The 18,606-nt window shown below is 66.0% G+C and carries 13 protein-coding genes and 1 tRNA gene; 6 read left to right on the top strand and 8 right to left on the bottom strand.

Going from position 1 to position 18,606, the window contains the following annotated elements; genetic code table 11:
- Window positions 1-23: 23 nt before the first annotated feature.
- The 3 genes from BGO20_RS16690 to BGO20_RS16700 all read left to right on the top strand — a co-directional run bounded on the left by BGO20_RS16690 (window position 24) and on the right by BGO20_RS16700 (window position 1,224).
- The gene (locus tag BGO20_RS16690) at window positions 24-665 is read left to right on the top strand and encodes a class I SAM-dependent methyltransferase (RefSeq protein WP_291660035.1); all 642 of its coding nucleotides are present in this window, start codon (window positions 24-26) and stop codon (window positions 663-665) included.
- Window positions 666-769: 104 nt separating this feature from the next.
- Window positions 770-846 (top strand) — tRNA-Met (locus BGO20_RS16695).
- Between the two features lie 165 nt (window positions 847-1,011).
- On the top strand, window positions 1,012-1,224 hold the full coding sequence (locus tag BGO20_RS16700; RefSeq protein ID WP_291660033.1) for a DUF4287 domain-containing protein: 213 nt from the start codon (window positions 1,012-1,014) through the stop codon (window positions 1,222-1,224).
- A gap of 169 nt (window positions 1,225-1,393) precedes the next feature.
- Here BGO20_RS16700 and BGO20_RS16705 read toward each other — a convergent pair whose 3' ends face one another.
- The 6 genes from BGO20_RS16705 to BGO20_RS16730 form a co-directional block, all read right to left on the bottom strand.
- Entirely contained in the window at window positions 1,394-2,455 is a 1,062-nt protein-coding gene (locus BGO20_RS16705) for a YeiH family protein (RefSeq protein WP_465246047.1), read from the bottom strand.
- Between the two features lie 1,109 nt (window positions 2,456-3,564).
- Window positions 3,565-5,214, bottom strand: a complete 1,650-nt coding sequence (gene pgm / locus BGO20_RS16710) for a phosphoglucomutase (alpha-D-glucose-1,6-bisphosphate-dependent) (RefSeq protein ID WP_291660029.1) — start codon at window positions 5,212-5,214, stop codon at window positions 3,565-3,567.
- Between the two features lie 133 nt (window positions 5,215-5,347).
- The gene (rfbA, locus tag BGO20_RS16715; protein ID WP_291660028.1) at window positions 5,348-6,226 is read right to left on the bottom strand and encodes a glucose-1-phosphate thymidylyltransferase RfbA; all 879 of its coding nucleotides are present in this window, start codon (window positions 6,224-6,226) and stop codon (window positions 5,348-5,350) included.
- Window positions 6,227-6,303: 77 nt separating this feature from the next.
- Window positions 6,304-7,722, bottom strand: a complete 1,419-nt coding sequence (locus BGO20_RS16720; RefSeq protein WP_291660026.1) for a mannose-1-phosphate guanylyltransferase/mannose-6-phosphate isomerase — start codon at window positions 7,720-7,722, stop codon at window positions 6,304-6,306.
- 147 nt (window positions 7,723-7,869) lie between these two features.
- The gene (locus tag BGO20_RS16725; protein ID WP_291660024.1) at window positions 7,870-9,309 is read right to left on the bottom strand and encodes an exopolysaccharide biosynthesis polyprenyl glycosylphosphotransferase; all 1,440 of its coding nucleotides are present in this window, start codon (window positions 9,307-9,309) and stop codon (window positions 7,870-7,872) included.
- Window positions 9,310-10,135: 826 nt separating this feature from the next.
- Window positions 10,136-11,482, bottom strand: a complete 1,347-nt coding sequence (locus BGO20_RS16730) for a UDP-glucose dehydrogenase family protein (RefSeq protein WP_291660023.1) — start codon at window positions 11,480-11,482, stop codon at window positions 10,136-10,138.
- A 254-nt stretch (window positions 11,483-11,736) separates the two neighbouring features.
- Between BGO20_RS16730 and BGO20_RS16735 the strand changes: the two genes are divergently transcribed.
- The 3 genes from BGO20_RS16735 to araD all read left to right on the top strand — a co-directional run bounded on the left by BGO20_RS16735 (window position 11,737) and on the right by araD (window position 16,102).
- Entirely contained in the window at window positions 11,737-13,158 is a 1,422-nt protein-coding gene (locus tag BGO20_RS16735; protein WP_291660021.1) for a phosphomannomutase, read from the top strand.
- Window positions 13,159-13,273: 115 nt separating this feature from the next.
- A complete protein-coding gene (locus tag BGO20_RS16740) occupies window positions 13,274-14,302 on the top strand; it encodes an NAD-dependent epimerase (protein WP_291660018.1) in 1,029 nt (342 codons plus the stop codon).
- Between the two features lie 69 nt (window positions 14,303-14,371).
- Window positions 14,372-16,102: an L-arabinonate dehydratase gene (gene araD, locus BGO20_RS16745; RefSeq protein WP_291660017.1), complete on the top strand. Its 1,731-nt coding sequence runs from the start codon at window positions 14,372-14,374 to the stop codon at window positions 16,100-16,102.
- A gap of 14 nt (window positions 16,103-16,116) precedes the next feature.
- Here araD and BGO20_RS16750 read toward each other — a convergent pair whose 3' ends face one another.
- Window positions 16,117-17,511, bottom strand: a complete 1,395-nt coding sequence (locus BGO20_RS16750; protein WP_291660015.1) for a DUF2793 domain-containing protein — start codon at window positions 17,509-17,511, stop codon at window positions 16,117-16,119.
- Window positions 17,512-17,689: 178 nt separating this feature from the next.
- A complete protein-coding gene (locus tag BGO20_RS16755; protein ID WP_291660014.1) occupies window positions 17,690-18,439 on the bottom strand; it encodes an aspartate/glutamate racemase family protein in 750 nt (249 codons plus the stop codon).
- Window positions 18,440-18,606: the final 167 nt, after the last annotated feature.

Here is an 18,606-nt window from a genome sequence, read left to right on the forward strand (position 1 = left end):
CAAAGCCTGTTCGGACCCCGTCGATGCCGGTGACAGATCACCTCCAGACCCAGAAGCGCGCCTATGCCACCTGGGCCAAATTCTACGACAAGGTCTACCAGCGCATGCTCTCGCGCCCGCAGCGCGAGGCTGTCGCGGCGGCTTGCGCCTGCGGCCCCGAGATTCTTGAGATCGGAGTCGGCACGGGCCTGACGCTGCCTTACTTCGCGCCGGGCTCCCGCGTCGTCGGAGCCGATCTCTCGCTGGACATGCTGAAGGTGGCCGGGCGCAAGGTCGCCGCCGGCGGGCTTGCGCATGTGCGCGGGCTGACCGTGATGGACGCCTGCCGGCTCGGCTTCGCGGCGGAGCGCTTCGATGCCGTGACGGCGCAATTCGTCATCACCCTGGTGCCCGACCCCGAGCAGGCGCTCGCGGAGATGGACCGGGTCCTGAAGCCGGGAGGCGAGATCGTCATCTCCAGCCGTCTTGTGGACGATGGCGGTCCGCTCGCGCCGTTCTGGGCCGCGGTGGCCCCTCTGGCACGGGCGATCGGCTGGAGCAGCGACTTCAAGGTGAGCCGCCTGACCAACTGGGCAGCCCGGACCGGGCGCTACGATACGGTCCATATCGGCCGCGGCTATTTCAAGGTTGTCCGGCTGCGCAAGCGCGCCTCGCTCTCATCCTGAAGCGGCGGCACTGGAAATCTGCCGACGAGGCTTGACGAGGTCCGGCCGCGCCCCCTATATCGCGCCCCTGTGACGGGCCGCTGACGGCGGCAGCCGGAACATGTGGCGGGGTAGCTCAGCTGGTTAGAGCAGCGGAATCATAATCCGCGTGTCGGGGGTTCAAGTCCCTCTCCCGCTACCACCTTCCCCTCCGACCTTTTCGTCGGGAAGTGGGTCCTCAGATCACCCTGGTCCGTTGGTCTTCAATCGATATTTATGGAGCTGCGCCGCCGCCGCGATCAGGCCGCGCCGGGCAGTCTTTGATTCCTTAACGGCCGCGCCGTCGGCCCGGCGCAGGAGATCTTGAATGACCGAAAAGCCGCTCAAGGGCCCCGCCTCCTACTTCCCCTCGATCGAGAAGACCTATGGCAGGCCGATCGCCGAATGGAAGGCGCTCATCAGGGAGCGCTATCCGGCAGGGCATATGCAGATCGTGTCCTTCCTGAAGGCGGAACACGGCCTCGGGCACGGCCACGCCAACGCTCTCGTCGCTCACACCCTGGCGGAGGACAAGGGTTAAAGCGTCGGGCCGAAAAGTGGAATCCACTTTGCGGAAGAATTCGATGCTCCAGCAACGAGTTAGATCATCGTTGTCGCGTCCGATAGGACCCCGATGATCCAGCCGGCCAGCCGCTGTGCCGACGGCCTTCCGGTAGGCGACGGTCGGGGCGGTGGGCGCCGGTGCTTCGTCAGCCGATGCCGAGGAAGCGGATGAGCCCAAGGCTGACGCCGGCGAGGACGACGAGCGACAAGGTTACGGCGGCGGTGACCCGGCCGCCGGCGCGGGCGACCACGCGGATATCGACGCCCAGCCCCAAGGCCGCCATCGAGATGATCGTGAGAATCGTCGCCAGCCGCGCGATCGGCGCCAGCGCCGCTTCCGGGATGGCTCCGAGCGAGCGCAGCGCAGCCATCGCCAGAAATGCGAGAATGAACCAGGGAACCAACCGGTGCAGGGCAAGGCGGCTGCCCGTCGGCCGCTCCGGCGCGGCGGCGCCATCCGCTCCGGCCCGCAGATGGCTGCCGAAGAGCGAGAGCCCCAGGACGACCGGGCCGAGCATCAGCACGCGGACGAGCTTGACCAGGGTGCCGATCTGGACGCTGAGCGCGGCAACCGGCACGGTCGCCGCGAGCACCTGCGGCACGGCGTAGACCGTGAGGCCGGCCAGCACTCCGTATTGCAGATCGGACAGATGCAGCAGCGGTACCAGCAGCGGCAGGCCGAGCACCACGAGCACGCCGAGCACCGCGGTGAAGGCGATGGAGGCGGCGACATCCCCGCCATTGGCCCCGATCACCGGCGCGACAGCGGCGATCGCCGAATTCCCACAGATCGAATTGCCGCAGGCCACCAGGACCGCCATGCGCGGCGAAAGCCCCAGCATGCGCCCCAGGCCGTAGCTCGCGGCAAGCGCGACCGCGACGACACCGGCGATACCGAGCAGCAGCGCCGGCCCCGCGGCGACGATCGTGGCCGCGCTCAGAGAGGCGCCGAGCAGCACGACGGCGATTTCGAGGACCGTCTTGGCCGAGAATGCGATGCCGGCGCGCCAGGTCTCGGAGGGCGTCCAGACGCTGCGCACGAAGGTTCCGATCAGGATCGCCAGGACCAGAGCTTCGAGCCAGGCGCGGCCCGTGACCTGCTCTTCCAGATGCTCGAGCCCGAGCGCGACGGCGCTGACGAGCGCGCAGAGCGCCACACCCGGCAGCACGCGCCGCGCCCATTGCCAGATTGGAGGCTTGCTCGACATTGCGAACGCGGCGGGAGAGGACTTGGATGGGGCGTCGGCCATGGCAGAACTTTCTTGATGAGGCCGTTATCGGAGATAAAAATGCTCCGATCCAACGCATTGATCAGAATGTTTCGATCGATGCAACCGAACGATGCGATGATCCCGCCGGCTCTCGCGGCGATCACGCGCGCCGGGTCGCGAAGCTGCTGCATCGTGGGGCGTTCGGCGCTGGTTTTTCGAAACCGCAGATGCGCTGCGGTCGCCATGGCCGGCGCGTCGCAGCCTCCACCAGCATTTTCGGGTCGGCTTCGACTTTTCAACATCCCTCGAAACGAGCCATTTTCATGCGGCTAAACTTCGGGCTATAAAGTCGATTCAGGAGATGCGGGAGACGAAATCGATGCTGATTTTGACAGCCACCGCGTGGTTGTTTTGCTTTGCGATATTTCTGGAATTGGCCGACAGGGCCCCTGCTATCGACTATTGAGCGGGCGCGCGGCGCAACCCCGAGCCCCTGGATACGAAGCATTTCGGCAGCTCCGCTCGCAGCGCGAGCACGGTATTAGCCGTTGCTGAATCGACCTGAACGCAGCAAGGTCTTCGCTGCCGCGGGAACAGCGCATGGCCGGCTTTCGCGCGGACGCGGGGGCAAGCGAAGCCGCTTCTGCCTGCGGACTGCCCCGATCCCGATCTGCCGCTGATCCGTTCAGGAACCAGTCATCCAGCCTGCCCCCTTATCGCGCCGACGAGCCGACAGGGCTCGAGAGGGCGAGGAGATCGCGGTGGGGCGGGACGGCTTTCAGTGCGACATCTGCGGATCGGCGAGTGTCACTATTCCGGGCCGCCTCGATCGGGACAGCGATGTGACCTGTGCGAAATGCGGGCACCTCCTGTCATCCTGGGACGAGTACAAACGCAGGATCGGTTCGGTGCTGCGCGAGGCCACGCCCGGGCGACGCCCCCCGATCTCCGATCCGATCGATTGGTAAGCGGCTAGGTCTCCGATCGCACGTCCCGCTCGCTTGAAGCTTCGCCGAGGCCGCCCCCGGGTTTCGTGATGCCGGAGCGGGAGGCTGGCCGGCATCACAGGTTTCGGGCCGCTGGCGGGAATGCAGTCTTCCGGCCGCTCAGGCCGCCGCGAAAGCCGCGCCAACGATCTGGCGTGCCTCGTCCTGGATGCGCGCCAGATGCGCCTCGTCGCGAAAGCTTTCGGCGTAGATCTTGTAGACGTCCTCCGTCCCCGACGGCCGCGCCGCGAACCAGCCATCGGCGCTCGTCACCTTGAGGCCGCCGATTGGTGCTCCGTTGCCGGGCGCCTCGCTCAGGATTGCCGTGATCGGCTCACCGGCCAGTTCCTTCGTCGCGATCTGCGCGGGCGAGAGATTCTTCAGCACCGCCTTCTGCGCGGCCGTCGCCGGCGCATCGACGCGCGCATAGCAGGGCTGGCCGAGTTCGGCCGTCAGCTTGTCGTAGAGCACGCCCGGATCGGCGCCGGTCTTCGCCGTGATTTCAGCCGCGAGAAGGCCGAGGATGATGCCGTCCTTGTCCGTGGTCCAGACCGTGCCGTCCTTGCGCAGGAACGAGGCGCCGGCGCTTTCCTCCCCGGCGAAGCCGAACGTTCCCGAGAGCAGCCCGTCGACAAACCATTTGAAGCCGACAGGGACCTCGACCAGCCTGCGGCCGAGCCTGGCCGCAACGCGATCGATGATCGCGCTCGACACCACCGTCTTCCCGATCGCCGCGTCGCCTCGCCAGCCGGGGCGATTGGCGAAGAGATAGGCGCTGGCGGCAGCCAGATAATGGTTCGGATTCATCAACCCGCTGCTGCGCGTGACGATGCCGTGGCGATCGGCGTCCGTATCGTTGGCGAAGGCCACGTCGAAGCGATCGCGCATGCCGATCAGGCTCGCCATCGCATAGGGCGACGAGCAGTCCATCCGGATCTTGCCGTCCCAATCCGCGGTCATGAATCCGAAGGTGGGATCGAGGTCCTTGCTGACGATGGTCGCCTCGAGCCCATACCGATCGATGATCGGCTGATAATAATCGAGCCCCGCTCCTCCGAGCGGATCGATACCGATGGTGACCCCCTCCCGGGCGATGGCCGCCATGTCGACCACATTCGCCAGGTCCGCGACATAGCCGCTGACATAGTCGTGCCGCCGCACATGCTCGCTCTTCAATGCCTTGTCGTAGGCGATCCGGGCGACGCCGGCGAGCCTGTCGGCCAGGAAGGCGTTGGCCTTTCTCTCGATCCAGCCGGTGGCGTCCGTATCAGCCGGGCCGCCGTGAGGCGGGTTGTATTTCAGCCCGCCATCGGCAGGCGGGTTATGCGACGGTGAGATCACGACGCCGTCAGCCATCCCGGACGTACGGCCGCGATTATGGGTCAGAATGGCGTGCGAGACGACAGGGGTCGGCGTGAAGCCCAGCCTCTCGTCGATCATCGTCGTCACGCCGTTCGCGGCGAAGACTTCCAGCACCGTCTCGAAGGCATTCCGGGAAAGCGCATGCGTATCGATGCCGAGGAAGAGCGGCCCGTCGATGCCCTGCTCGCGGCGATAGAGGCAGACCGCCTGAGCGATCGCAAGGATGTGGGCTTCGTTGAACGATCCGGACAACGCCGAGCCGCGATGACCGGACGTGCCGAAGGCAACCTGCTGAGTGCGCTGTGACGGATCCGGTTGGTTGAAATAGGCCTTCGTCAAAGCCGCGACATCGACCAGCATGGCAGGGTCGAGGCGCTTACCGGCAAGCGGATTCACTGAAGCGGTCATGGATCATCCCGGTTGAAGGCAGGCGAATGCTCATCGCTTATAGGGCGCGGCCGGACCTGAGTCGCCGGTGAAAGCGTCCATGTTGCGGCAGACGAGCTACTGCCTGCCGCCTCGCGGTGCCGGTTCAGCCGGCCTAACCGACGGCCATGTCCTTGGCGATGCGCATGAGATATTGGCCGTAGTCACCTTTCTTGAGCTTCTCCGCGAGGGCGACGAGCTGTGCCGGCGATATCCACTTCTGCCGGGCGGCGATCTCTTCCGGGCAGGCGATGCGCAGGCCCTGGCGGCTTTCCAGCGTGCGCACGAACTCTCCCGCTTCCAGCAGGCTGTCCGGCGTGCCTGTATCGAGCCAGGCGAAGCCGCGCCCCATCGACTCGACCGAGAGTTCGCCCCGCTCGAGATAGACGCGGTTGACGTCGGTGATCTCGAGCTCGCCCCGTGGCGAGGGCTTCAGGCTCCTGGCGATCTCGACGACCTGGGCGTCGTAGAAATAGAGCCCGGTCACGGCCCAGCTCGACTGCGGCCGCTCCGGCTTCTCCTCGATCGAGATCGCCTTGCCGGTGCCGTCGAACGCGACCACGCCGTAACGCTCAGGATCGCGGACATGATAGGCGAACACCGTCGCACCCCGGGCCCGCGCCTTCGCCCGCGCCATCATCTCCGGCAGGGTGTGGCCGTAGAACAGATTGTCGCCGAGGATCAGGACCGAGGGCTGGCCGGCGACGAAATCGGCGCCGATCAAATAGGCCTGCGCCAGCCCACCCGGATGCGGCTGCTCGGCATAGGACAGGCTCATCCCCCAGTCCGAGCCGTCCCCAAGCAGGCGCTGGAAATGCGGCAGGTCGTGCGGCGTCGAGATGATCAGAACCTCGCGGATGCCGGCCAGCATCAGCGTCGACAGCGGATAGTAGATCATCGGCTTGTCGTAGACTGGCAGAAGCTGCTTCGACATCGCCAGCGTCATCGGGTGCAGCCGCGTCCCCGAGCCGCCGGCCAGGATGATGCCCTTCATTGTCGTCGATCCATCTGTTGGGTGGTCAGGCAAGCTCGCAACCCGGATCGCGGGCGATGTGCGGGCCAGGGCTGGGTTCAGGTGCGGGCATACACATCCTCGAGCCGGACGATGTCGTCTTCGCCGGTATAGCTGCCCACCTGCACCTCGATCAGCTCGAGGTCGATCTTGCCGGGATTGGCGAGCCGGTGCTTGCAGCCGATCGGAAGATAGATCGACTCGTTCTCGTGCACATGGCTGACCGTGTCGTCGAGCGTGACCTCCGCCGTGCCGCGCACCACGATCCAGTGCTCGGAGCGGTGGAAATGCTTCTGCAGGCTCAGCTTCCCGCCCGGCTTGACGTTGATGCGCTTGACCTGGAAGCGCGCGCCGAGATCAATGCGCTGGTACCAGCCCCAGGGCCGGTACATGCGCAGATGCTCGGAGGCTTCGGGCCTGCCCTGCGCTTTCAGCTGCTCGACCAGCGCCTTGACGCGGCCTGCCTCGGATTTCGGCGCGATCAGGATGGCGTCGCGCGTCGCAATCGCAACCAGATCCTTCACGCCGATGGCGGTGAGCAGCATGTCGTCGCTGCGCAGAAGCGAATCTGTCGTATCGATCGCGATGATCGGTCCCTGCAGGACATTGCCCGCCTCGTCCTTGACCGCCACGGCATGAAGCGAGTCCCAGGCGCCGATATCGGACCAGTCGAAACTCGCGGCCAAGACCCCCGCCTGCCCGGTCTTTTCCATGACGGCGTAGTCGATCGACGTCTTCGGGATCGTGCCGAAGGCGCTCGGATCGAGCCGGATGAAATCCAGGTCGGAGGTTGCCATATCGACTGCGGCGCCGGCTCCTGCCAGAATCTCGGGAGCCCAGCGCTCGAGCTCGTCGATCATCGTTTCAGCGGAAAAGACGAAATTGCCGCTGTTCCAGAGAAAGCCGCGCTCCAGATAGCCTCGAGCCGTCGCCTGATCCGGCTTTTCGACGAAACGCGACAGCCGGCTGGCCCCCTTGCCGGAGAGGGGCTCGCCGGGTTCGACATAGCCATAGGCCGATGACGGCTCGGTCGGCACGATGCCGAGCGTCATGATCAGGCCGGTCGCGGCCAGTGCCCCTGCGGCCGCGCAATCGGCCCGAAAAGCCTCGACATCCTTGACGACATGGTCGGCAGCAAGGGCGACGACCACGGCATCGGGAACCTGCCGCTGCGCAAGCAAGGCACCAACCGCCACTGCCGCCGCCGAATCCCGCCGCTCCGGCTCGAGGACGATGTCGCCGGCGATGCCCAATGCCTGCATCTGCTCGGCCACGACGAAGCGAAACTCCTGGTTCGTCACCACGATCGGCCGTCCGAAGGGCGCGCCCTTCACCCGCAGCAGCGTCGCCTGGAAGGTGGAAAGGCCGTCATCCAGCAACTGGATGAACTGCTTCGGCATGGAATCGCGAGAAACCGGCCACAGGCGCGTTCCGGCACCGCCGGCCATGATCAGAGGCGTGATACTCACTTGCGTCATCAATCCGTTCGACATCACCGGTGCAAGGACCAGCCGCCTATCCCGTGAGATGCGCACGCCCGGAAGCCGTCCACCCGAGGGCGGCACGCACCCGCTCGATAGCTGCATGACCCGCTCTCAACCGTCAACGTCAAAGCCGGTCGACGGTCAATAAGTATGCTTGATGTCGAGGAGGGTCGCGAAGGTGCGGGCCATGATGCGGATGTCGAGCCAGACGCTGGCGTTCTCGACATACCAGAGGTCGAGCCGCACACGCTCCGCCATGGCTTCGACGGTGGGCGTCTCGCCGCGGCTGCCATTGACCTGCGCCCATCCGGTCAGGCCAGGCTTGACGTGCTGACGGTAGGGGTAATCGCCGATCAGTTTCTCGTAATGGGCGTCATGGGCCAGCGCATGCGGGCGCGGGCCGACGATCGACATCTCGCCACGCAGGACGTTCCAGAGCTGCGGCAACTCGTCGATGCTCAGCTTCCGCAGCCATTGCCCGACCCTGGTGACCCGGCTGTCATGGCGGGAAGCCTGGCGAATGGCGTCGCCGTTCTCCAAAACCCGCATGCTGCGGAACTTCAGGATCTGGAAGGGCCTGTTGTTGAAGCCGTTGCGCGTCTGCTTGAACAGGATCGGCCCGGGACTGTCGAGGCGGATGACAACCGCCGTGAGCAGGAGGAGCGGCGCGATCAGCAGCAAACCCGTGGTTGCGACGAGGATGTCGAGACCGCGCTTCGCCGCCCGCTCGGAGACCGTCATCGGTGCCCGATGCATCTCGACGGCGACGACATCATGGGCGAAGCGTTGGCTCGGGCGCATCACCAGATCGCCCAGCTTCGGGTCGAGCACCAGCTTGATCGGCAGCGGCAGGATTCGCAGGCCGCCGATCAGGCGTTCGGCCAGGTCGAGACGGCCGGGGCTGAGCGCCACGACGATTTCGTCGATCTGCGACCCCCGCAACCCTGCCACGACATCCGAAAGGGCGGCAGAGAGTACCGACCTTTCCGGCACGCCGGACGGAACCCTGAAGCGCGCGGCGACCGAAAAACCGAACGGCTCGAGCCTGGGCATGAGCTTCGTCTGATCGAGCGCTTCATCGTCTCCGACAAGTGCGATGCGCCGGGTCGCGAACGCACCGCCGTCGAGCGCACGCCTCATTCGACGATGCCAGACCAGGCGCAGCGCCACCACCAGAGAAAAGCCAAAGACGACGAACGAGATCGTCCCCCCGCGCGAGACCATGTGCCCCGCCTTGAGCGCGAATCCGATCGACGTCACGAATGCCGTTATGGCAACCCACACGGCCAGGCCGTTGGAGACCTGTCGAAGCGGCTGCAGCAGCTCGACCGGCTGGTAGAGCCCTCGCCACTGCATCAGCAGCACGAACAGAACGGCGAACAGAGCTCCCACGGCCAGGGAATCGATCGGGAAGCGAAGCGGGTCACCCCTCGCAACGTCGTAGGCGGCCCCGCACAGGAGGCTCGCCGCCATGATGACCAGAAGGTCGGCAACTGCCACCAGATGACCGGCGCGATCGTACCGAAACCAACGTCTACGCTCGCGACGCACGCCACCAGCGGCGACAATATCGATCGCCATTGAAATATCCCGACACATTGCCCAGTGCCCAGCAACGTTTACGGTTTTTTAAGTTTAATTTCAACGATCGCCCGAAGGAGTACTCCCCATTAGCAACTCCGAAACTTTTTTGCCGAGGCCCGGCCGCATTGCGGCAGAAGCGCTGAGGCGCGCGAATTTCAAGCGCTACAGCGCCCCGCAGGGCAGCCACCTCGGAAGGTTTACGCAACAGGGAAGGTGCCATCGATCACCGGGACATCGCCTTCGCTCGCGGAAAAACATAATAGTATCAATATTTTAATAAAATCGCGGCAGCAGTGTTCGCGACCACGCATGGCGAACTGTGCTGTCGACTGTGCCACTCGTCCTCTTGGATCTTAAGGTCGATGGCGCGTCGCGGACTTGAGAGACTGGCGCAATGTCCGCTGCCCTTTTGAGCGGGCGGCGAAGCAGGTCGGGCCGAAAAATCACAAGACAATAGAGAACACAGAAGGACAGAAAAATAGAGCAAAAGCGCTCGAACGTTTCTAAAAACGCCGACATTTACGCTAGGTTATACACAGATTAAAGCAGAAAATGTGACCATTTTCCTGTTGGAGAAAGCGGCACTCGTACCGACCTTGCTCCCGCCTGTCAGACAGGTTCGTCGCCCATCATCTCGTCTTCGATGATCGGTGCACGGTCCGCGAGTTCAAGGAAGATCGCTGCGCAGGCGAGCCAGACGATACCGAGAGACAGCAGCATGGTTTCCCCGCGACGACTATGCGGCAGGGATAGATCCATTCGTCTTTACAATCGGTATCCACGGCGGGAACGGCGATGGCGGAGCCGGCCGCCGGCCGGCCTGTCAGGCGGCAGCTCCCCTCGTGCCGGTCTCGGCCGCGCGAACGCCGCGACCGACATCGAGATAGGTAAAGCCTTTCGCACGAACCTGGTCTGGCCGGTAGACGTTTCGCAGATCGATCAGGAGGGGAGCTTTCATGGCATCCTTGACGCGATCCAGATCGAGCGCGCGGAAGATGTTCCACTCCGTCACGATCACGGCGGCGTCGGCGCCCGCGACGCATTCATAGGCATCCGAACAGTAGACCACCCCCGCGGGCAGGGCTGCCCTCGCCTGATCCATCCCTTCCGGATCGAAGGCCCGGACAGTCGCGCCGCCGTCCTGAAGCGCGGTGACGATCGCGATGGAGGGCGCGTCGCGCATGTCGTCGGTGTTGGGCTTGAAGGTCAGTCCCAGCACGGCGACCGTCTTGCCACGGACCGAACCGCCGCAGGCGGCGATGACCTTGCGGCCCATGGCGCGCTTGCGCTGGTCGTTGACCGCAGCGACGGTCTCGACGATGCGGGCCGGCGTTCCGAAGTCCTGAGCCGTCTTGATCAGCGCCAGCGTGTCCTTGGGGAAGCAGGAGCCGCCATAGCCCGGGCCGGCGTGCAGGAACTTCGAGCCGATGCGGTTGTCGAGTCCCATGCCGCGTGCCACGTCCTGAACGTTGGCCCCCACCTGCTCGCACAGATCCGCCATTTCATTGATGAAGGTGATCTTCGTCGCAAGGAAAGCGTTGGCGGCGTATTTGGTCAGCTCGGCAGTACGCCGGCTCGTGTTCAGGATCGGCGCGCTGTTGAGATAGAGCGGCCGGTAGACCTCGGCCATGACCTCGCGCGCCCGATCCTCCTCGGCGCCGATCACGATCCGGTCCGGCCGCTTGAAGTCCTCGATGGCCGCCCCTTCGCGCAGGAATTCCGGATTGGAGACCACGGCGAAGGCGGCATCCGGCCGCAATTCCCGAACGATCCGCTCGACCTCGTCGCCGGTGCCGACCGGCACGGTCGATTTGGTGACGATGACGGTATAGTGGTCCAGCGCCTGAGCGATCTCGCGCGTGGCCGCATAGACATAGGACAAATCGGCGAAGCCGTCGCCGCGGCGCGACGGTGTACCGACCGCGATGAAGACGGCATCCGCCTTTGAGACCGGGCCGGCGAGGTCCGTGGTGAAGGAAAGCCGCCCGGCCGCTGCGTTGCTGCGCACGAGCTCGGTCAGGCCGGGCTCGAAGATCGGGATCTCTCCCCGCTTCAAGGCCTCGATCTTGCTTTCCTGCTTGTCGACGCAAACGACCTCATGGCCGAAATCGGCGAAGCAGGCTCCGGACACCAGCCCGACATATCCGGACCCGACCATGACGATCTTCATCTGCAACTCCTGGAAGCGGACCTCTGCTTCGCACCTGCAAAAATAGCATAAGGGAGCACCACGCCAACCGATTTGTCATCCGCGGTGATGACCCCACAGCATCGCGGCTGCTTGTGTTGTTCCTATGAAAGTCGGGATTCCGCCGCCGCCGATGAAATGCTGTCAGGCCCCCGGCCGAGGTCGCATCGCGCCTGCCCGCTTCGCCGGGCGCAACCGTGCTTGCGCGCGCCGCGCGACTGCTGCATGCCTCGCGGATGACCAGCCTCAAATTCGGAACATCCGGCCTGCGCGGCCTCGTCAGCGAACTCGTCGGCCTGCAAACCTACAGCCATGTGCGCGCCTTCTGCGCCATGCTGCGGGAGAACGACGCCGTCGAGCCTGGCGATGAAGTCCTGATCGGCCGCGACCTGCGCTCGTCGAGCCCGCTGATCGCTGCCCAATGCGCGCAAGCCGTCGCCGATGCGGGCCTCGTCCCGGTCGATTGCGGCGCCCTGCCGACGCCGGCGCTGGCGCTGGCGGCCATGAAGCGCGGGATATCAGCGATCATGGTGACCGGCAGCCACATCCCCGATGATCGCAACGGCCTGAAATTCTACCGCGCCTCCGGGGAGATTGAGAAGGCGGACGAGGTCGCGATTCTGGCCTGGCATGCCAAGCTGGCGCTCGACGCCGTTCCCGATGTCTCGGTTGCTGCGACACGGCGCGAAGCCATCGCCGATTACCGCGAGCGCTACGTCGCCTTCTTCGGCAAGGATGTGTTGGCCGGCCTGACGGTCGGAGTCTACCAGCATTCCTCGGTCGGGCGCGACGTGATCTGCGATGTGCTCGTCGCGCTCGGCGCCACGCCTGTCCCGCTTGGCCGCAGCGACCGCTTCATCCCCGTCGACACCGAGGCGCTCCGCACGGAAGACGAGCGACTGGCGCGCCAATGGGCCGTCGACGGGAAGCTCGACGCCATCGTCTCGACCGACGGCGATGCCGACCGCCCCCTCGTCGCCGATGAGACCGGCAGCTTCCTGCGGGGTGATCTGGTGGGGGCGTTGACCGCGCGCTTCCTCGGCGCCGACGTCATCGTCACCCCGGTCACCTCGAACTCGGCGCTCGATCGCCCCGGCCTGTTCGGCAAGGTGATCCGCACCCGCGTTGGCTCGCCTTACGTGATTGCCGGCATGGAGCGGGCACGGGCCGAAGGGGCGCGGATCGTCGTGGGCTTCGAAGCCAATGGCGGCGTGCTGCTGGGCAGCGATGTCGCGATCGACAACCACAGCCTCGCTGCTCTGCCGACGCGCGACGCCCTCTTGCCGATCCTCGCCAATCTCGCTTTGGTCAAGGAGGCGAACAAGCCGTTGAGCGCAATCGCGGCCGAGACCCGGTTCGCCATCGCCCTGTCGAACCGTCTCCAGGATGTCCCGCAAGAGCGCACCTTGGCGCTGATCGCCAGACTCGATGCCGCCGATTCCGATTTTCGAGAGGCGGCCTTCGGCAAGCATGGTGGCGTCACCGCGCGCGACCGGAGCGACGGCTTGCGCCTGACCCTTGGCAACGGCACCACCGTGCATTTCCGCGCGTCGGGCAATGCGCCGGAGCTGCGCGTCTATGTCGAAGCGCCGTCATTTTCGGAAGCGGAAGCGCTGCTCGCCGAGAACCTCGGCTTCGCGGCAGCGCAGACGCGCTGACTCGATCCTCGATCGGCGGCATGGTCGGCCGATCGCCTTGCCAAATCCGTCAAACCGCCGCACTACGGCGTCGTGGCCAAGCCACGTCGCGCATGTCTTGCCAACAGAGTGTCGTGTGAACGGAAGCACGCCTTTCGAACGAATCCTGCTGACGGGCGCCGCCGGTTTCGTCGGCTTTCACGTCACCGAAGCGCTGCTCGATGCCGGGGCGACGGTGCTCGGCCTCGACAATCTCACGCCCTATTACGACCCGGCGCTGAAGCAGGCCCGGCTCGACCGGCTTCTCCCCCGCAACGGCTTCTCCTTCGGGCAGATCGACATCGCCGATTACGATGCGGTGCAGGCCGCCTTCGTCGGCTTCCGGCCGCAGGCGGTGATCCACCTGGCCGCGCAGGCCGGCGTACGCTATTCGCTGGAGAACCCGCGCGCCTATGCCAGCGCCAACCTCGACGGCTTCCTCTCCATCCTCGAGGCATGCCGGCACAATCCGGTCGACCATCTCGTCTACGCCTCGTCGAGCTCGGTCTACGGCGCCAACGCCAAGGTGCCGTTCAGCGAGCATGACGGCGCGGACCACCCCGTCTCGCTATATGCCGCGACCAAGCGCGCCAACGAATTGATGGCGCATTCCTATTCGCATCTTTACGGCATCCCGACCACGGGCCTGCGCTTCTTCACGGTCTACGGCCCCTGGGGCCGGCCGGACATGGCCTATTTCAAGTTCACCAAGGCGATCCTGGAAGGACGGCCCATCGACGTCTACGCCGAAGCGCAGATGAGCCGGGACTTCACCTATGTGGACGATATCCGCGAGGCGATCGTGCGTCTCGCCGGCAAGCCGGCCGAGGCCGATCCGGACTTCGACCCCGCCCGGCCCGACCCGGCCACGGCCGCCGCCCCCTTCCGGATCTACAACATCGGCAACCACACGCCCGTGCGCCTCGACCGCTTCATCGCGGTGGTGGAGGAAGCCTGCGGACGCAAGGCGATCAAGCGGCATTTGCCAGTCCAGCCGGGCGATGTGCCGGCGACCTATGCCGACGTATCCGACCTTGCCGCACGCGTCGGCTTCAGCCCCGATACGCCGATCGAGCATGGCATGGCCCGCTTCGTCGACTGGTATCGTTCGTTTTATCGGGTCTAAACTCGCGGCAGACGAAGCGAAGCGGGCATCAGCGCCAAAGCTTCCGGCCAACGCCTCGAGGAAACGCCCATGTCCCGCCCCCGCAAGACGCCCGAGACCCTGCGCAGCTTCCGCTGGTTCGGCACGAGCGATCTGCGCTCCTTCGGCCACCGCTCGCGCACGCTGCAGATGGGCTTCTCGCATGAGGAGTTCATGGGCAAGCCGGTCATCGGCGTCGTCAACACCTGGTCCGAGGTCAACCCCTGCCACACCCATCTGCGCGACCGCGCCGAGGCGGTGAAGCGTGCCGTCTGGGCTGCAGGCGGCTTTCCGGTCGAGATCCCGGTCATGTCGGTTTCGGAGCAGTATCAGAAGCCGACGACCATGCTCTACCGCAACTTCCTGGCGATGGAGACGGAGGAATCGATCCGCTCCCACCCGCTCGACGGCGTGGTGCTGCTCGGCGGCTGCGACAAGTCCACGCCCGCGCTCATCATGGGCGCCTGCAGCGCCGGCCTGCCCTTCATCTTCGTCCCGGCCGGACCGATGCTGCGCGGCAACTGGGCCGGCAAGGTGCTCGGTTCCGGTGCCGATGTCTGGAAGTACTGGGCCGAGAAGCAGGCGGGCAACATCACCGAGGCGCAATGGCACGACATGGAAAGCGGCATCGCCCGCTCCTATGGCACCTGCATGGTGATGGGCACCGCGGCGACCATGATGAGCCATGCCGAGGTGCTGGGCCTGACGCTCCCCGGCGCCTCCGCCATCCCGGCCGCCGACTCGGCCCACCCCCGCATGGCGGCGGCGGCCGGCAAGCGCATCGTGGAAATGGTCTGGGAGGACCTGACGCCAGACCGGATCCTGACCCGCGAGAGCTTCGAGAATGCGCTGACGGTGCACATGGCCGTCGCGGGTTCGACCAACGCCATCATCCATCTCGTCGCCATGGCAGGCCGCGCCGGCGTACCGCTGACGCCGGACGACTTCGACGCCTTCTCGCGGAAGATCCCGGTGATCGCCAATCTGCGCCCGTCAGGCGATTTCCTGATGGAGGATTTCTTCTATGCGGGCGGACTGCCGGCCCTGCTGAAGCAGCTCGAGAGCAAGCTCCATACCGATGCGATGACGGTGACCGGCAAGCCGCTGGCCGAAACCATCGCGCTTGCCCAGGTCTATGACGACAACGTCATCCGCCCGCTCGACCGGCCGATCTCGACTGCGAACGGGCTCGCCGTGCTCAAGGGCAATCTCGCGCCGGATGGCTGCGTGATGAAGCCGTCCGCGGCCGAACCGCGCCTGCTGAAGCATTCCGGCCCGGCCCTGGTCTTCGAGGATTACGACGCGATGATGCGGGCCGTGAACGACGAGGATCTCGACGTCACGCCCGATCACGTCATGGTGCTGAAGAATTGCGGCCCGGTCGGCGGACCTGGCATGCCGGAATGGGGCATGCTGCCGATCCCGAAGAAGCTTCTGAAGCAGGGTGTGCGCGACATGCTGCGCATCTCGGACGCCCGGATGAGCGGCACCAGCTACGGCGCCTGCATCCTGCATGTCGCACCGGAAGCTTACATCAAGGGGCCGCTCGCGGCGGTGAGGACCGGCGACATCGTCAGCGTCGATGTCGAGGCCCGCAGCATCGCCGTGAGCCTGAGCGACGCCGAAATCGCCGCGCGCCTCGCCGCATGGACGCCTCCCGATCGCGACTATCCGCGAGGCTGGGGCAAGATGTCGGCCGCCCACATCCGGCAGGCCGACAAGGGCTGCGATTTCGACTATCTGGAAGGGACCGCCAAGGTGCCCGAGCCCGAGATCCACTGAAGCCGCATCGCCTCTCACAGCTCCGCGTCGAAGGCGATGTCGTCGAAGGCTGCGCGCACCCGTCCGAGCGCCTGTGCCGTCACATGGGCATAGGCCCATCCCGCCGATGCGGCGACGATGCCGCGATCGGTGCCCTGGATATTGATCTCCTGCGACACGTTGCAGGAAATCGTCGGCAGCGCCCGCATCGTCGCCGGCAGCGGCAAGGTCTGGCGGCACGAGGCCGCAGCCGCCTGATAGGCATCGATCACCACGCTGGCCGCTGGCCGCCAGTGATAGCGCCGGCACAGCATCTGCTCGATGCCTGACGGCCGGGCCGACCAAGCCGTCGCAGTTGCGCCCACCTCCAGCTTGATCCGCGCGAATCTCACGGGGCCGCCGGCCGGGGCGAGGCTCACGGGAAGCGCGCCGCCGTCGCCCACCGCCGGCGTCAGCGTGATCGAGCGCCGGCCTGCACCGGCCGCGATCGTGCCCGACTGGCTGCCGATCGACACGGTGAGATCGCCCCCGCTCAGCCCTTCGACCGAAAGCGTCAGCGGCACGTCCTCCAAGGATGCGAACCCCCATGCCTCCGGCTCGACCGGCTGGACGAGCACGCCGGAACCCAGCGTCGCCGTGAAGCCGGAAAGCGACAGGCTCGCGCCGCCGGCACCCGCCTTCCAGCGGTCGAACCCATAGGCACCGGCGGCCAATGTGCCGCCGGCGAAGCCACGCTGGTCGATCTGCATGTCGCCGTTGATCAGAAGGTTCTGCCCCGCGGCCCAGGATGAACCGGGGAGCGTCACGCTGCCGCTCGCCCCGCCGATAGCCAGGGCATCGTGCCAGACGGAGCCATCCGGGCTGACCTTGACGCGGAAATCCTCGTCGCCCGCGAGGCCGAACTCCGCCCGGCCGGACCAGTTGCTCTGGAACAGCACGCTCGCGGTCGCACCGGCGTTCGCTTTGTTGATCTTGAGGCGGTGGTCGCCTCCGGCATGGTTGAACAGGCTCGCCTCCGCCGAGACGGCGAGCCTGTTGGTCTCGTCCGCCGTGGCGTTGACGCCCCACTTCTCGGCACCGAGCCCGCTGAGCGGGCTGGCGCGTCGCCATTCCGTCCCGGTCCAGAGATTATGTTCGGCCTCGTCGGCGACCCAGGCCTGCCAGCCGGTGCGCGGCGCCAGAAACGTCCAGCCGTCGTCCTCGAACAGCGCAACCTGATCGGCACGTCCCGCGAAGATCCCGCTGCCGCCGGCCGGCACGATATAGGCTGAAAGCGCGGTGGGGCTGGCGGGAGGCTCGGTCTGCGTCCGGCTGTCGACGACGAGATGGATCAACGCGTCGAGGCGCACCAGCGCATCGTTGTGCGTGACATGCTTCTGCGCCTGCCCGGCGGCGAGCAGCGGCAGCGAGAGACGGGGCGTGACGGTCATGGAACCTCGCGGGATCGGACGATGCGAGGCGTCATGATGCAGGCCGGCAGGACACCGGGGATAAGTTCCCGTGACCTCGATCATCGCGCGTCCTGCCGGACGCGACACCAATGATCGATCTCATTGGCGGAGCATCGAATTGCTCCGAAAGATGGATCCCGCTTTTCGGTCCGGTGCCCTAGCCGAAACGCCGGGGGCGCAAGCCGGCGTGGAACCACGAGACCATCGAGTAGATGTCGTAGACCGGCAGCCCCGTCGCCTCCTGGACGGCCGCGGCATAGGGCGGCATGTTGGTGCATTCCAGTACGATCGCGCCGACCTCCGGATGCCGCGCGACCAGCGTCAGCGCGGCGTCCACCACGTCCTGCCGGGCGAGATCGACGTCCATGTCGTCCTTCTCGGCCTTGATCAGCACGCGGAAGAATTCACGCCCGTTTTCCGTGCCCGTCACGGGCGTGTCCAGCGGAGCGCCCGCGGCTTCGAGATGGGCCGGCGTCAGCGTCGCGGCCGATACCGTGACGATGCCCACCCGCTGGCCTGGCGGCAGCGTCGCCTGCACCCACGGCACCTGCATCAGCGAGGAGGTTGCGACCGGCACCTTTACCGCCGCGGCCAGCTCGCGCTGGAACAGCGACAGGAAACCGCAATTGGTGGTGATCGCCTCGGCGCCGAGCCCGACCAGTTCCCTCGCCGCGGCGATGAAGTCCGGCAGCAGCCCCGCCGCGCCCTGCAGGACCACCTTGTCGGGGCTCGCGCCGCCGACCACGCGGTAGAGCACCGGAAACGGCCAGGTCGTGCCGTTGCCCATGTCGCCGGGAATGCGCGGAAAGCGCGCCTGAAGCATCAGGATGCCGAGCGGCACGCCATAGATCGCCTTGCCGCCGCGGGCGACCCGCAGCTCGGACGGGGCATGCGGCGCGGTCGTCATCGGCTCGTCCTCCTGGTCGCTCCCGCATCCGCGAGTCGCTTGCTGCGCAGCGTTATCACGATCGCCACGGCGTCGTCGCGGCCGCGTCATTGCTTTGCCCCTTTCGCAGGCGCATAAAGTCGCGCCTCGCGAGAATTGCCGCTGCGTCGTCTGCGCGTTCTGGCCTA

The sequence above is a fragment of the Allobosea sp. 67-29 genome (assembly GCF_001898115.1).
GTDB lineage: Bacteria > Pseudomonadota > Alphaproteobacteria > Rhizobiales > Beijerinckiaceae > Allobosea.